The sequence below is a fragment of the Paraburkholderia sp. 22099 genome, assembly GCF_052045835.1.
Lineage (GTDB): Bacteria > Pseudomonadota > Gammaproteobacteria > Burkholderiales > Burkholderiaceae > Paraburkholderia > Paraburkholderia terricola.
On record NZ_JBQEPU010000021.1, the window covers coordinates 103,119 to 118,367 of the forward strand.

Here is a 15,249-nt window from a genome sequence, read left to right on the forward strand (position 1 = left end):
GAGGCTGCCCGGCGCACCGCGCTCTGCCTGTTTTCGTAGGATTTCGCACGGCTTGCGCCGCGCCGCCGCGGCGCGGCGCTCGCATGCCAGGCCTATCCTTACTGGCCGCCTTGCAACGCCGAGGTCGCGATCGACGGCACGCTGATGCCGTGGCTCGACGCGAACTGCACCGCCGCGCTCAGCGTCGACATCAACGATTGCAACTGGCCCGGCGCGGACTGCGCGATATACGACGCGCTCTGCGCGGTCTGCGGATTCATGCCGGCCTGCAACAGCGACGCCGGATTCATTTGGCCGATGCTGCCGAGCCCCGACTGCAAGCTCGAATACTGGCTCACGCCTTTACCGAGCGACGCGAGGCCGTCCGTGAACGCCTGCTTGTTCACCGGCGCCGCCGACGAGCCGCCACTCGCGCGGCTCGCCAACGCCTGCGTCAGCGTTTGCGACAACGACTGCTGCGCGCTGCCCGCCTGCGTCAATTGACTGACGGACGGCGTGCCGCCGCTCAGCAATCCCGCCGCCTGTTGCGCTTGCCCTGCCGCACTGCTCAAACCCATCGCCGACGCGAGACTCGATTGGCCGCTCAGCACCTGTTGATTCGCGCCGACGTAGGTTTGCAACAACTGCGCGATGCCACCCGACGACGCCGCGCCCGCATCCGCCGAACTCTCGCCGCCGCCTATGCCGAATTGCTTCAGATTCAGTTGCGCGTTCGACACGCCGCTCATCAGTAAACCGCCGCTCGCGAGCAACGAAATCAAAAGGCTGCGCTTATTCATGTGTCTCTCCTGACTTGGGACTTTGGGGTACTCGCGCGGTTCGACACCCCGGCCTCGCGCCGGTTCATACGAAGCGACCACTCCGGGCAATGCGCTCGCGCATTCGGGCTCGGTCACGTCGAGTGGCCGATGAGTGGCCGCTGAGTCGCGATATGTCAAGGTAAAAAATTGCGCTTTGGCAAGTTCGATGCGAATCGTTCTCATTTGTTGACGCATCGATTACGCATGAGTACGATCTCGCCTTCTGCTGTAGTCCGGCGTGGCAAATGGATGCGGCACATCGCGGGCCCATGGAGACACCGCCCCGCGATGCTCGAACCACTCCATACGATACCAATAAGGATCCCGATGAAACTCTCCTCATCCAGCGGACTCACGGCTCGCGCAGGTTCGCTGCGCGAGCATGCCGCGCGCCGTTCGCGTCTACCGTCGATGCGGCGCGCCGCGCTTTACACGGCCTTTGCGTGTGCATCGCTGACAGCGGGCGCCGCGATGGCGCAGGCCGCTTCCGACGCCGCGCCGGAAGCGGCCGAAGCCGAACGCAACGCCAACGCCAACGCCAACGCGACGGATACGAAAGCACCAGCCGGTTTCTGGGAGCGCGAACAAATGCTCGGCGATATGGGCGGTTTGCGCCCCTGGCTCGGCAAGTACGGCGTGACGCTCACCGTCACCGAGACCAGCGAAATTCTCGGCAACCTTCGTGGCGGCCTCGCGCGCGGCGCAGCCTACGACGGGGTGACCACAGCGGCCCTTCAGCTCGACACACAAGAAGCGTTCGGCCTGCCCGGCGGCCAGTTCAACGTCAGCGCATTGCAGATTCACGGCCGCAATCTCAGCGCCGACAAACTCGGCACGCTGAATACGGCAAGCGGCATCGAAGCCGAAGGCACGACGCGCCTGTGGGAGTTGTGGTATCAGCAGTCGTTCCTCGACAAGCGCGTCGACGTGAAGATCGGTCAGCAAAGCATCGACCAGGAATTCATCGCGAGCACCTATTCGGCGCTCTTCCTCAACACGATGTTCGGCTGGCCGGCGCTGCCCTCCTATGACATGCCGTCCGGCGGTCCCGCTTACCCGCTGTCGGCGCTCGGCGTGCGCGTGCGCGGCCAGATCACACCCTCGTTGACGGCGCTCGCCGGCGTGTTCGACGGCGATCCGCTCGGCAACAATCCGAACAACAAGAGCGGCACCAACTTCAATCTGCATAACGGCACGCTGTTCATCGGCGAGTTGCAGTACGCGATCAACCAGCCGGCGGAAGACGGAAAGCCCGCCGCGAGCGGCGGCGGTTTGCCGGGCACCTACAAGATCGGCCTCTGGTACAACAACGGCCGCTTCGCGGATCAACGCTACGACAACACCGGACTGTCGCTCGCGAATCCGGCCTCCACCGGCACTGCCGCGAATCATCGCGGCGACTACAGCTTCTATGCCGTGGCCGACCAGATGATCTGGCGTCCGAGCCCGGACGCGGCGCGCAGCCTCGGCGTGTTCGCCCGCGTGATGGGCGCGCCGGGCGACCGCAACCTGGTGAGCTTCGCGGCGAACCTCGGCGTCGTGCTGAAAGCGCCGTTCGCCGGACGCGACAACGACAGCGCAGGCCTCGCCCTCACCTACATCAAGGTCGGCAATCACACGCACGGACTCGACCAGGATAGCCGGGCATTCAGCGGCGGGCCGTACGGCGTGCGCACGAGTGAAACGGCGCTCGAAGCGACCTATCAGTATCAGGTCGCTCCATGGTGGACGCTGCAAGCCGATGCGCAATACACGTTCAACGCGGGCGCCGGTCAGAATCCGAACGACCCGGCGCAGCCGCTGCGCAATACGTTCGTGGTTGGCGTGCGGACCAACATCGCGTTCTGATGCGTGGTGTGTGGCCCTACGCAGGCGCCGCCGAACCGCGCGCCTGCGTGCGCAGCGACAGATCCTGCACCATCTGCGCGGCCAGATAGTCGCACGTGGGCCGATCCGATTTGGCGCTGCGCGCCACCACGATTTCCAGCGGAGCGATCTTCGGCAAGCCTTGCGCCTCGCCGAGAATCGCCAGCCGCGGCGGCACGCTGCAACGCGTGAGCGCGACCACCGAGAGCCCCGCGTCCACGGTCGCCACGAGGCCCATCAAACTGGCGCTGCTGAACGCGGCCCGATAGCGGATACGTGCGCCGTCCAGCGCGGCGAGCGTGTGCTGACGCGCCACGCAGCCCGGTTCGTACAGTCCGACCGGCAACGGCGACACCGCCAGCACCGGCGTCTCCACCGACGCCCCCACCCACACCATCGGCTCGCTGCGCACGAATTCGCCGCGCAGTTTGCGATCGCGCGTGACGAAGGCGAGATCGATCCGGTTATCGGCCAGCATGGGCGCGAGCGACGTGCTCTGCGCGCAGACGATTTCGATCTCCACATGCGGATACAGATTCGAAAAGCGCCGCAATACCGGCGACAGGAGCGACGACACGTAATCGTCCGGCGCGCCGAGCACCACGCGCCCGGTCACTTCCGGCCGCACCATCGCCGACCACGCCTCCTCATGCAACGCGAGCACGCGCCGCGCGTATTCGAGCAGCGTGTTGCCGGGCCGCGTGAGCGACAGATTGCGCGTGTTGCGCGCAAACAGCGTGGTGCCGAGCATGGTTTCGAGCCGCTTGATCTGCATGCTGACCGCCGCCTGCGAGCGATGCACCGACACCGACGCCTTCGTGAAGCTGCCGTTTTCCACCACCGCGACGAAGGTGCGCAGCAAATCGACGTCGAATTCGGCGTGCATGATTCATCAATCCGGCTTATGGAATTGCTCAATTTAATTCGTTTGTGACAGCCACGCAAGCCGCGCAATATTCGTGATTCCACGTCTACCGAGGCCGCTTCGCATGTCCCTCACCCCACGTCAACAAGGCGCGATCACGCTGGCGAGCGGCGGGCTTCTGATGGGCACGCTCGGTGTGTTCGTCGAGGAAGCGCGGCTCGGCGCGCTGACGCTGGTGTTCTTTCGCTGCCTGTTCGGCTTCCTGTCGCTCGCTGCGTATTGCGCCTGGAAGGGCTTCTTCACGCGCGCGCATTTCACCCGCCGCACGGTCATGCTGGCGCTGATCTCCGGCGTGCTGATGGTCACGCAATGGGTCGGTTTCTTCGATGCGATTCATCGCACGAGCATTGCGGTGGCGACGGTGGTGTTTCACGTGCAGCCGTTCTGGGTCGTGCTGATCGGCGCGGCGCTCTTCAAGGAGCGCCTGGGCGCCGACCGGCTCGGCTGGATCGCGACCGCCTTCGTCGGACTCGTGCTCGCGTCGGGCGTCGCGGCCACCGAAAATCTGCAGGGGCACACGCGCTATCTGATCGGTATCGGCGAGGCGTTGGTGGGGTCGGTGCTGTATGCGGGCGTCACGTTGATCGCCAAGGGACTCGGGGAGCTGCGGCCGCATCTGCTGACGCTCGCGCAGTGCGCGGTCGGCGTGGTGTGCCTGCCGTTCATCGCACCGCTTGCCGCCGAGCCCATCGGCGCGATGCAGTGGTTCTGGCTGATCGGCATGGGCGTGCTGCATACGGGGCTCTCGTATGTGCTGATCTACGGCGCGCTGCCCAGGCTGACCACGCCGATCATCGCCGTGCTGCTGTTCATCTATCCGTTGACGGCCATCGTGGTCGACGCGCTCGTGTATGGGCGAGCGCTGTCGCTGCCGCAACTCGCGGGCATGGCGTTGATCGTGGTCGCGAGTCTGGGCGTCAATCTCGGCTGGCCGCTGCTTTCAGCATTACGGCCGGGCGGACGTGCGCGGCGTCACGCGGATTGAGTTGCGAGCGTGCCAGCGCGGCACGCACAGTGGCATTGGACGCAAAGCGGTTCGCGTTCTCTGCTCGCATCGACCCGAAACGTACCTTGCAAAAAACCAACGTTCTCCATGCATTTCGCACAATCGAGAATTCTTCTCGTTTATAATTTCAAGATATTACAAGCCGGGCACTGATCCGGCTTCCGCTGTATCTCCCATCCCCACATCGACATGCCATTCCGCGGCAGCCGATGTCACGCCCGCGCATTTCGCGCGCTGACGAGCGGCGCCCCGGCCGTTTCGATTTTCGAATTCATTCGACAGTAACAGGGGATCCCCACTGCGCCTTGCCTGACCCATTTCGCGGCCCTTGCCTTGCCGCGCGGCGCGCGTTTGCCCGCGTGCCATGCCGCTTCGCCGCACTTCAAAACCCAAACCTATAACAGCCACCGATCCGACTCAAAGAACGTCAACATGAACGTCAATAAGAAGATTTACCGCGCACTGCTGATCGCCACTTCCCTCGCCGGTGCGAAGCCCTTGATGGCGCAAGAGACGGCACCCGCCGCCGGCGCCGCCGACAACACGCTGCCGGCCATCGCCGTCAAGGCCGCCGTCGACCGCTCGTACGACACCAGCACGTCGAACACCGCGACCAGAACCAGCATGTCGCTGATGGACGTGCCGCAGACCGTCAATATCGTGCCGCGCGCGCTGCTCGACGAGCAGAACGCGAGCTCGTTGCAGGACGCGCTGCGCAACGTGCCGGGCGTCGGCTTTTCAGTCGGCGACGGCCAACGCGATCAGGTCACGTTGCGCGGCTTCAACAGCATGACCGATCAATACGTCGACGGCATTCGCGACGATGCGCTCTACTACCGCGACCTGTCGAACGTCGAACGCGTCGACGTGGTGAAGGGACCGGCCGCCGTGCTGTATGGACGCGGTTCGGCGGGCGGGCTGATCAACCGCGTGTTGAAGAAACCCTCGGCGAATCCGCAGCAAGCGGTGGGCGTCACGCTCGGCACCGAAGGCGAGCGCCGCGGCGAATTCGACCTCGGCTGGAACGCGAACGATGCGGCGCGTTTTCGCATTACCGGCGCCGCCGAAAACTCGAACAGCTTTCGCGACCAGTTCCAGTTGAACCGCCAGGCCGTGGCGCCGTCCGCGCAATTTCGCATCGACCGCGACACCACGATCAATCTCGAAGCCGATTATCTGCACGATCGCCGCACCTCCGATCAGGGCCTGCCCGCGTATCTCGGCCGTCCGGTCAACGTGCCGATCAACACGTATTACGGCTCGTCCAACGCGGTCAACGCCTCGTACAACGACATCGACGCGAAGAGCGCGACCGCGTCGCTCGACCACCGCTTCAACGATTCGCTGTCGTTGCACACCGCCGTGCGCGCGTACGACTTCTCGCTCGAACGCAAGAACTACGTCACGTTCGAGCCGATCAAGACGGCGGCGCATCCTGTGGTGACGCTCGACCAGAGCACGCGCTTTCGCCAGGATCACGGCGTGGACGGCCTGTTCGAACTGACGCAAAAGACCACGCTGTTCGGCATGAAGCATGAGTTGCTGTACGGCGTCGAGTTATCGCAACAGCAGAAGTTCGACACGATCTACTCGACCAACAAGGTCGCCACCTACGATCTTTACAATCCGCAACTGGTCAACTTGCCCGGCGTGAAGCCCGGCACCGCGGCGAAAACCAATGCGGCGACGGTGCTCGGACTGGTGGGCGTCTATGCGCAGGACCTGATCTCGCTGACCGAGCACTGGAAGATTCTCGCGGGTTTGCGCTTCGACTATCTGACGCAAACGCGCAACGACTACACGCCGGCGCACGTGAATCTGGATCGCACGGACCGCGCGTGGAGTCCGCGCGTGGGCCTGATTTACGAGCCGCTCGACTGGGTGTCGCTGTATGCGTCGTATAGCCAGTCGTTCTCGCCGCTCGCCGACACGCTGATCAGCAGCGGCGCGTTTGCCAACGGCTCGGCGCTGGCGCCGCAAAAAACCACCAGCTTCGAAATCGGCTCGAAGTTCGACCTGGGCCGGGCGAGCGCGAGCGTCGCGCTGTTCGACATGAAGCAGACCCATCAGCAGATCGCCGATCCTGCTAACCCGGGCTACGCGCTGCCGGTCGGCACGCAGCGCTCGCGCGGCCTGGAGCTGTCGATGACCGGCGAGATCGCGCCCAAGTGGTCGGTGTACGCGGGCTACGCGTATATGAACGGAAAAGTGGACGGCTCGCCGCAAGCGACCTCGGCCGGGCTGGTTTTGCACGACAACACGCCGGGCCTGATGCCGCGTCATAGCGCGAGCGTCTGGATCAAGCGCGACCTGAAGTACGGCTTCTACGCGGCGGGCGGCGCGCAGTTCCAGTCGGCGCGCTATACGTCGGCAAGCGATGCGGTCACGTTGCCGTCGTTCGTGACCTTCGATCTGGGCGCGGGTTATCACGGCAAGAACGTCGACGTCACGTTGACGCTGGAGAACCTGTTCGACCGCAAGTATTTCATCGCGGCGCACGGCAACGCGGACATGTACAACATGCCGGGCGCGCCGCGCACGCTGACCGTGGCGGCGCGGTGGCACATGTGAAGTTTTTCGGACGCGGCGGCGTTTGGCTGCGTTGAATCGTCGAATAAAAAACCGGGCGCGGCGCCCGGTTTTTTATTTCAATCGCCGTAATGAAAACGGCAGGCAATCACATAGATCTTTCCGTCTCGCGGCAGGTAGACGAGACGGTCGCCATGCGTGATGCGGCGCGACCAGAAGCCGCTCAAGCTGCCGACCAGCGGCTCCGGCTTTCCCGTACCGCTATAAGGATCGCGCCGGCATTCCTCCAGCAACGTGTTGATCTTGCGCAGCACCTTGCGGTCGGTTTCCTGCCAATAGAGATAGTCGTCCCACGCTTCGTCGGTGAACATAAAAACACCGTCAGCCTTTGCGGCTTCCTCGTTGCGGCTTTTCTGTTGGTTCATCGGTCAGCAGTTCGCGCGCGGCCGCACCGCCGGCGTTCAACTGGGCGATGGATCGAGCGAGCCGCTGGGCGTTCTTCGACGAACTCAACAGATACAAGGTCTCCTGCATCGCATTGAAATCATCGAGCGAAACCATGACCACGTTTTCGCCGCTCTGCCGGGTGATCAGCATGGGCGTGTGGTCGCGGCAGACTTCGTCCATCGCTTGCTTGAAGCCGGCACGCGCCTCGCTGTAAGTAAGGACGTTCATTCGTTTTCGATTGGAGAGGCTACCCTCCGATCGCTCCTGTCAAAAGTTAGAGACGATTCCACCGCTAAACGGATTGACCGCGCCGCGGGGACTACCGCGTGAGCCGTTGACCCGAAGGGAAAACCCCTTCCCGGTGGCCACGGCCATTGTACAGATCGCTGTACAGAACGGCAAACCCAAAAACAACGGAGAAATACGTCGTCCAACCCATCAGAGGATGCCCGCCGACAACCCCGCGCGCCACTCGGCCAAACGGCCAATGTCATTGAAGCGGCACCGCGCCGTTCGTCTCCCGGTTCACGGCCTGCAAAACGCTCATTTTTATATATAATATTTGAACTTATGAGCGATGCGACAGAGAGTCCCTCCTTGGACATTCCGACGCGCGGCCTGCTGCTACCGGCGGCGGCGCCGCGCGAGAGCACGTCCCGTGTCATCGCGGAGGCGCTGCGCGCGGCGATCGTCGACGGCACCCTGGCGCCCGGCGCGCCGCTGCGCCAGGACGCGATCGCGCGGCATTTCTCGGTCAGCGCGATTCCCGTGCGCGAGGCCTTGCGTCAGCTCGAAAGCGAAGGCTGGGCCAAGGCCGCGATCCATAAAGGCGCGACGGTCGCGCCCTTGTCGGCGGATGAAGCGCGCGAAATCTACGAAATCCGTGCCGCGCTGGAGAGCCTCGCCATCGGTCTCGCGATTCCCAGGCACACCGCCGCCACGCTGCGCGAATGCGCCAGGCTGTGCCGCGCCGCCGAACGCGAGCCCGATCCGGCGCTGTACGTGGCGCGCAACGTCGCGTTTCATATGAGCCTGTATGCGCCCGCCGCGCGTTCGCAACTCGAGGAAATGATCGGCACGCTGCATCGGCGTGGCGAACGCTATCTGCGCCTGAAGTTCGGCTTGCCGTCGTACAAGGGCGAGTCCGACAATGAACACGCCGCCCTGCTCGACGCGGTGCGGCGCCGCGACATTCCCGCGGCCCAGGCGCTGGTCGTCGCGCATCTGCTCGGCACCGGCGACGTGCTGCATCGCTTCCTGACCGAACGCCCGCAGGCGGAAGCCGCGCATGCGAATCAACCCAAGCGGCGCGGCAGACGCGCGCGCACCACCACCGGGAGCTGACTCCGCCGATGAACCGTTCCGCCGAAGCCTCACCCCTCGCCCGTTCATGGACCACGCGTCGCGACGAAAAGAACCGCCGCCTCGCGGCCATCGCGCCGTGGCTGGAAGACGGCGTGCTGCCGTCCCACCGCATCGTCGATGCGCTCGAAACGCTGATCCAGCCGGGCGACCGTGTCGCGCTCGAAGGCGACAACCAGAAGCAGGCCGACTTCCTGTCGCGCTCGCTCGCCCGAGTCGATCCACAAAAGATTCACGACGTGCATCTGCTGATTTCGAGCATCAGCCGTCCCGAGCATTTGACGCTGTTCGAGCGCGGCATCGCGCACAAGGTCGACTTTTCGTTCGCCGGGCCGCAGAGCTTGCGGGTCGCGCAATTGCTCGAGGACGGTCAACTGGAGATCGGCGCGATCTACACCTACGTGGAGTTGTACGCGCGCATGTTCGTCGATCTGACGCCGCACGTCGCGCTACTGTGCGCGGAAAAGGCCGACCGACACGGCAATCTGTACACCGGTCCGAACACCGAGGACACCCCCACCATCGCCGAAGCCGCCGCGTTCCGTCATGGCATCGTGATCGTGCAGGTCAACGAGGTCGTCGATGAACTGCCGCGCGTCGACATTCCGGGTTCGTGGGTCGACGTGGTCGTGGAGGCGGACCGGCCGTTCGCCGTCGAGCCGTTGTTCACGCGCGATCCGCGCCATATCGGCGACCTGCAGGTACTCACCGCGATGATGGTGATCCGCGGCATCTACGAACCGTATGGCGTGAGCTCGCTGAATCACGGCATCGGCTTCGACACGGCCGCGATCGAATTGCTGCTGCCCACTTACGGCGAGTCGCTCGGCCTGAAGGGCAAGATCTGCCGCAACTGGACGCTCAATCCGCACCCCACGATGATTCCCGCGATCGAGTCGGGCTGGGTCGACAGCATTCATTGCTTCGGCAGCGAGGTCGGCATGGAGGCGTATATCGAAGCGCGCCCCGATGTGTTCTTTACCGGCAACGACGGCAGCCTGCGCTCGAATCGCGTGCTGTGCCAACTGGCCGGGCAATACGGCGTCGATCTGTTCATCGGCTCGACCTTGCAGATCGACGCGGACGCGAACTCGTCGACCGTCACGCGTGGGCGTCTCGCCGGCTTCGGCGGCGCGCCGAACATGGGTCACGATCCGCGCGGCCGCCGTCATTCGAGCGAAGCCTGGCTCAAGCTGCTGAAGGATCAAGGGCCGGTATCGCGCGGACAGAAGCTGGTCGTGCAGTTGGCGGAGACCTACAAGAAAGGCGGAGAGCCGACTTTCGTCGACGAACTCGATGCGGTCGCCGTCGGCGCGAAAAACGGCATGCCGATCGCGCCCGTGATGATCTACGGCGACGATGTGAGCCATGTCGTCACCGAGGAAGGCATCGCGCATCTGCACAAGGCCGAAGGCATCGACGAGCGGCGCGCTGCGCTCGCCGCGGTGGCGGGCGTGACGCCGGTCGGATTGCGCGCGAAGCCTGAAAAGACGGCGGAGCTGCGCCGGCGCGGCATTGTCGCGTATCCGGAAGACCTCGGGATCCGGCGCGGCGAAGCGAAGCGCTCGTTGCTGGCCGCGCGCAGCATCGACGATCTGGTGACGTGGTCGGGCGGCCTGTACGCGCCGCCGGCACGCTTCAGGAGCTGGTGAGGATGGCGCCCGCCGCCTTGCGCGCGCGTGCGGATCGGGCCTGTGCACACACCGCGTGTGTCGCGCAGAACGATTTACGCGCCGATGTCGCCGGTGTTGTTGATAGGCCGGCTCACGTCCTCGCTCATGCTGTCTCTCACGCTGATGCCGCCCACGCCGCGCCGCTCGCGGCAGTGCCTTCCGACGCGCAGTTGTCGCGCTACGCCGTCACCGCGCTGATCGAGGAAGCGCAACTCACCCCCAAGCCCGCGCTGGTGGACCGGCGCGGCAGCGGCGCGCATCGCGATCTCGACCTCGCCACGATGCTGCGCTCGGCACACGCGCTCGAGCCGACCTTCGCGGCGCTGGCGCGCGCGGCGCGCCGCCGCGGCGAACCGTCGGCGCTGTTGCGTACCGAACTCGCGCAGATCGGCCGCGCCGGCGAGCACGACATGCTGCGCGCCACCGGCGGCAGCAACGCGCACCGCGGCGCGATCTGGATCGTCGGCTTGCTCGTCGCGGGCGCGTCGATGCCGGGCGGCGGCACGCAACGCCATGCGACGAACGTTTGCAGACGTGCCGCGCGGATCGCCTGCTTTCCGGATCGCTTCGCCGCGCCCTCGAACAGTCATGGCGAACGCGCACGTCAGCGTTATCAGGTCGGCGGCGCGCGCCGCGAAGCGCAAGACGGTTTTCCGCATGTCGTCGAAATCGGCCTGCCCGCGCTGGTCGCGGCACGCGCGCGAGGCATCGCCGAGGATGCCGCGCGCCTCGACGCCCTGCTCGCGATCATGGCTTCGCTCGACGATACCTGCCTGCTGCATCGCGCGGGTTTGCCGGGCTTGCACGCCGGTCAACGCGGCGCGCGCCGCGTGCTCGCTGCCGGCGGAAGTTCGACGCACGCGGGCGCCGCCGCCCTTGCCGCACTCGAACACGACCTGCTGTCGCTCAATGCATCGCCTGGCGGCGCGGCCGATCTGCTCGCCGCCACCCTTTTTCTCGACATGCTGGCGCAACACGACGCCGGCGGGAGCCCAGTCACATGGAACATCTGACCTTCGACTATCCGGCGCAACGCGCCGTCACGACCCGCGCGCATGTCGGCGTGGTGGGTTCCGGCGATCTGGAAGTGCTGCTGTCGCCGGCCGGTAACGGCGCCGCGCTGAACGCGCATGTGGTCGTGCGCACCAGCGTCGACGGCTATGGCCACATCTGGAAAAGCGTGCTCGACCGCTTCTTCACGCGCTACGACGGCGCCGCGCACATCGAAATCAACGACTTCGGCGCGACGCCGGGCGTGGTGGCATTGCGCCTCGCGGAAGCCGTCGAGGCGGCCGAACAGGGAGACGCCGCATGACTACCGTTGCGACCGCGCATCCCGCGCCGATTCTGCGCGACAGTTTCATCGAACTGCCGGCGCGCGAGCGCGCCCGCTCGCTGCTCGACGCGGGCACCTTTCGCGAATTGCTCGGACCGTTCGACAAGATCGAGTCGCCGTGGCTGCCGCTGCAAGGCGTCGTCTGCCAGGCCGACGACGGCTGCGTGATCGCGCGCGGCAGCATCGACGGCGAGCCCGCCGTGGTGGCCGCGATCGAATCGGCGTTCCAGGGCGGCAGCATCGGCGAAGTGTCGGGCAGCAAGATCGCCGCCGCGCTCGAAATGGCCTTGCGCGACTGCGAGCGCGGCAAGATCGTGCGCCCGGTGGTGCTGTTCGAGACCGGTGGCGTGCGGCTTCAGGAAGCCAATCTCGGGCTCGCGGTGATCGCCGAGATTCAGGCGGCGATCGTCGCGCTGCGCCGGCATGTGCCGGTGGTCGGCGTGATCGCGGGAATGGTGGGCTGCTTCGGCGGCATGTCGCTCGCGGCCGCGCTGTGCTCGTATCTCGTCGTGACGAAGCAAGGCCGGCTCGGCATGAACGGCCCCGAGGTGATCGAACAGGAAGCGGGCATCGAGGAACTCGACGCGAGCGACCGCCGCCGCGTGTGGCAATTGATCGGCGGCGAACAAAGGGCCGCGACCGCGCTGGCCGATCGGCTGGTCGACGACGATGCCGACGCCGTGAGCGCCGCCGTGCGCGCCGCGTTCGCGCAAGGCCTGCCGGCCGCGCATCGCAGCGAACAGGTCGACACGTTTCTGGACCGGCTCGCGCGGATCGATCCGGCCAGCGTCACGCCGGAAACGATGCGCGAGGTCTACCACCCGCATGTGCAAAACGACGCGCGCAAGGAGCAAGCATGAACGACACTCAACCGAGCCGCGGCGCGCGCTGGTTTCAGGCGCTCGCCGGCGAACCGTCCGGCAAGGCGCCGGTATTGAGCGCCGATGCGCCGCTCGGCGGCGAGACCGCGCGCTTCATCGCGGTCGTGCCCGATCCCGACAACCGTTTTCCGCGCGCGACCGATAACGTCGTCGGCCTGGAACAGGGCTGGCTGCTCGCGCGGGCCGTGCGTGAAGCGATGACGCGGGACGAAGCGAGCGGCACGCGCCGCCCGATCGTCGCGATCGTCGACGTGAAAAGCCAGGCATATGGCTATCGCGAGGAGATGCTCGGCATTCACCTCGCCTGCGCCGCCGCCGTCGATGCGTATGCGGCGGCGCGCGATGCGGGCCATCCGGTGATCGCGCTGATCGTCGGGCCCGCGATGTCGGGGGCCTTCCTCGCGCACGGCTACCAGGCCAACCGCATCGTCGCGCTCGACGCGCCCGGCACAATGGTTCACGCCATGGGCAAGGAAGCCGCCGCGCGCGTCACGCGCCGCACCGTCGAAGCGCTCGACGCGCTCGGCGAAACCATCGTGCCGATGTCGTACACCATGGCCTCGTTCGCCAAACTCGGGCTGCTCGATCAGGTGATCGAAGGCGTCGATGCGGATGCGCCGGATGCCGCGCAGATCGAGCGCGTGCGTGAGGTGTTGTCGGCGCAGATTCGCAGCGCGCGCGACGGCAGCCGTGACCTGTCGCATCGGCTCGAATCGGCGGCGGCGCGGCAGAACCGCGCGGCGTCGATCGAAGTGCGCCGGCGTCTCGCCGAACAATGGGATGCCACGTGATGCGAGTCTGCGCCGCCCCGCCGTTCCCAAACGGTCAAGCGTTGTCCCGCGATACGCGATGGCGGCCGCATGACCTGCTGCGCTTGCGGCGCCTGCAACAGTTCGATGGCGAACCGGCATGGTTGCGCGAGGCCTTTGCTCGTGCGCCGTATGCGGTCGTGCGACGCGCGTTGGCCGCCGAGGGTGTAATCGCGATTGGCGTGCGCGGCGCGGGGCGTTCGCAGCGCTATGGCACGTGGGCGTCGGCGGACGATATCGAAAATGTCATATCGCCGGAAGTGTTGGCGCACCGCAGCCCTGCTGGCGAGCGCGCCGCGTTGCCAGCGTTCGCCGCGCTCGCCGCATTGCAGAGCGAGGCCGACGGGCCATTGCGCGGCTTCGTTTGGGGACCGACTGGCAGCGCCGGTTTCGAACTCGCGGCGCAAGTGCCTACCGTGTCCGAATCGAGCGATCTCGACTTGCTGATCCGCACGCCGTCGAAGCTCGCACACGAGGACGCCGTTCGATTGCTCGGCCATCTGCAAGCTTTGGCGCAGCGCGCCGGCATTCGCGTGGACGCGCAACTCGAAACGCCCGCGGGCGGGGTGGCGCTGGCCGAATGGGCGGCAGGCAAGGCGCAGGTGATGGCGCGCGACGCACGCGGCCCGCAACTCGTCGCCGATCCTTGGGCCGCTGTTCGCGGCGACGACGTCTGATGCTTGCATTGATCTTCCCCGGCCAAGGCGCGCAGACCGAAGGGTTCCTGCATCGTCTGCCCCAGCATCGCCTCGTGCGCGAAACGCTCGCGGAAGCCTCCGAGGTGATCGGCGCCGATGTGCTGACACTGGATACCGCGCACGCGCTGCGTTCGACCGTCGCGGTGCAGATCGGCTTGACGGTTGCGGGCGTGGCGATCACGCGTGCGCTGGCCGATGAACGGCTGATACCGGCGCTCAACGCGGGGCTGTCGGTGGGCGCGTATGCCGCGGCGGTCAGTTGCGGCGCTGTCCACTTCGACGATGCGCTAAGGATGGTTCGCAAGCGCGCCGAATTGATGGAAACCGCGTATCCGTCGGGATACGGTCTCGCGGCCGTGTCGGGTTTGACGGAACACCAACTGGAAACGCTCGCCGCGCAGCACGTGAACGAAGCGCGACAGCGCGTCTATATCGGCAATGTGAATGCGCCGCGTCAGATCGTCGTGGCGGGCGCGAATGCCGCGCTGGATGCGTTTATCGAACGTGCGCTGGCAGCCGGTGCCCGCAAGGCCACCCGGCTCGCGGTGAGCGTGCCGTCGCATTGCGAATTGCTCGCGCATGCCACCGACGAACTGGTCGCCTACGCCCAGCATGTGCCTTTTTACACGCCGCACGGCACCTATGTCGGCAACCGCGGCGGCCGGCCCTTGTACACGGCGGACGCGATCCGCGACGATCTCGTCACGAACATGCGCTACACCATGCGTTGGTTCGATGCGCTTACGGCGATGCTGGAAATGGGCGCTCGCGTGCTGATCGAAGCGCCGCCCGGCCAGGTGTTGACGGACATTGCGCGCGACAACTTTCCGGATGCCGCCGCGCTGGCCGCGAGCGGCTTCCCGTTCGATCGGCTGGTGGCGACGGCGCGCCGGCGTCTGGAAGCGGATTGAGCGGTG

15 protein-coding genes are annotated in these 15,249 nt (G+C 65.9%); 11 read left to right on the plus strand and 4 right to left on the minus strand.

Annotated features, from left to right (window positions below; all coding sequences use genetic code 11):
* Positions 1-98: 98 nt before the first annotated feature.
* Entirely contained in the window at positions 99-779 is a 681-nt protein-coding gene (locus tag ACTJLC_RS20590) for a hypothetical protein (protein WP_114163658.1), read from the minus strand.
* 348 nt (positions 780-1,127) lie between these two features.
* On the opposite strand from ACTJLC_RS20590, the gene ACTJLC_RS20595 reads away from it, so the two are divergent.
* Positions 1,128-2,648, plus strand: coding sequence for a carbohydrate porin (locus tag ACTJLC_RS20595; RefSeq protein ID WP_310120082.1), 1,521 nt, complete (start codon positions 1,128-1,130; stop codon positions 2,646-2,648).
* A gap of 16 nt (positions 2,649-2,664) precedes the next feature.
* Here the strand turns inward: ACTJLC_RS20595 and ACTJLC_RS20600 are convergent, their stop codons facing one another.
* Positions 2,665-3,552 (minus strand): LysR substrate-binding domain-containing protein, encoded by an 888-nt coding sequence (locus ACTJLC_RS20600; RefSeq protein WP_310132915.1) that lies wholly within the window; start codon positions 3,550-3,552, stop codon positions 2,665-2,667.
* A gap of 103 nt (positions 3,553-3,655) precedes the next feature.
* On the opposite strand from ACTJLC_RS20600, the gene ACTJLC_RS20605 reads away from it, so the two are divergent.
* Both ACTJLC_RS20605 and ACTJLC_RS20610 read left to right on the plus strand, forming a co-directional pair.
* Positions 3,656-4,576 (plus strand): DMT family transporter, encoded by a 921-nt coding sequence (locus ACTJLC_RS20605; protein WP_114163661.1) that lies wholly within the window; start codon positions 3,656-3,658, stop codon positions 4,574-4,576.
* Between the two features lie 453 nt (positions 4,577-5,029).
* Positions 5,030-7,168, plus strand: a complete 2,139-nt coding sequence (locus ACTJLC_RS20610; RefSeq protein ID WP_310132920.1) for a TonB-dependent receptor — start codon at positions 5,030-5,032, stop codon at positions 7,166-7,168.
* Positions 7,169-7,245: 77 nt separating this feature from the next.
* Here ACTJLC_RS20610 and ACTJLC_RS20615 read toward each other — a convergent pair whose 3' ends face one another.
* Complete coding sequence (locus tag ACTJLC_RS20615; protein WP_114163663.1) at positions 7,246-7,497, minus strand: Txe/YoeB family addiction module toxin; 252 nt, start codon at positions 7,495-7,497, stop codon at positions 7,246-7,248.
* 10 nt (positions 7,498-7,507) lie between these two features.
* Positions 7,508-7,801 carry a type II toxin-antitoxin system Phd/YefM family antitoxin gene (locus ACTJLC_RS20620; RefSeq protein ID WP_073431922.1) on the minus strand — a complete coding sequence of 98 codons (294 nt, stop codon included), beginning with the start codon at positions 7,799-7,801 and terminating at the stop codon, positions 7,508-7,510.
* Between the two features lie 342 nt (positions 7,802-8,143).
* Here ACTJLC_RS20620 and ACTJLC_RS20625 point away from each other — a divergent pair, with 342 nt between their 5' ends.
* Genes ACTJLC_RS20625 through mdcH form a run of 8 tightly spaced genes read left to right on the plus strand, consistent with a single transcriptional unit; the run spans position 8,144 to position 15,243 of the window.
* The gene (locus ACTJLC_RS20625; protein ID WP_440844982.1) at positions 8,144-8,917 is read left to right on the plus strand and encodes a GntR family transcriptional regulator; all 774 of its coding nucleotides are present in this window, start codon (positions 8,144-8,146) and stop codon (positions 8,915-8,917) included.
* Between the two features lie 8 nt (positions 8,918-8,925).
* A complete protein-coding gene (mdcA, locus tag ACTJLC_RS20630) occupies positions 8,926-10,587 on the plus strand; it encodes a malonate decarboxylase subunit alpha (RefSeq protein ID WP_114163665.1) in 1,662 nt (553 codons plus the stop codon).
* Between the two features lie 2 nt (positions 10,588-10,589).
* Complete coding sequence (locus ACTJLC_RS20635; RefSeq protein WP_374709869.1) at positions 10,590-11,621, plus strand: triphosphoribosyl-dephospho-CoA synthase; 1,032 nt, start codon at positions 10,590-10,592, stop codon at positions 11,619-11,621.
* Positions 11,609-11,923, plus strand: a complete 315-nt coding sequence (locus tag ACTJLC_RS20640) for a malonate decarboxylase subunit delta (protein ID WP_073431925.1) — start codon at positions 11,609-11,611, stop codon at positions 11,921-11,923. Before ACTJLC_RS20635 ends, ACTJLC_RS20640 begins: the two co-directional genes overlap by 13 nt.
* Positions 11,920-12,804 (plus strand): biotin-independent malonate decarboxylase subunit beta, encoded by an 885-nt coding sequence (locus tag ACTJLC_RS20645; RefSeq protein ID WP_114163667.1) that lies wholly within the window; start codon positions 11,920-11,922, stop codon positions 12,802-12,804. Before ACTJLC_RS20640 ends, ACTJLC_RS20645 begins: the two co-directional genes overlap by 4 nt.
* Positions 12,801-13,616, plus strand: coding sequence for a biotin-independent malonate decarboxylase subunit gamma (gene mdcE / locus ACTJLC_RS20650; RefSeq protein WP_114163668.1), 816 nt, complete (start codon positions 12,801-12,803; stop codon positions 13,614-13,616). Before ACTJLC_RS20645 ends, mdcE begins: the two co-directional genes overlap by 4 nt.
* Positions 13,616-14,311 (plus strand): malonate decarboxylase holo-ACP synthase, encoded by a 696-nt coding sequence (locus ACTJLC_RS20655; RefSeq protein WP_310120064.1) that lies wholly within the window; start codon positions 13,616-13,618, stop codon positions 14,309-14,311. The genes mdcE and ACTJLC_RS20655 overlap by 1 nt, the downstream gene beginning before the upstream one ends.
* The gene (mdcH, locus tag ACTJLC_RS20660) at positions 14,311-15,243 is read left to right on the plus strand and encodes a malonate decarboxylase subunit epsilon (RefSeq protein WP_310132933.1); all 933 of its coding nucleotides are present in this window, start codon (positions 14,311-14,313) and stop codon (positions 15,241-15,243) included. The genes ACTJLC_RS20655 and mdcH overlap by 1 nt, the downstream gene beginning before the upstream one ends.
* Positions 15,244-15,249 lie beyond the last annotated feature (6 nt).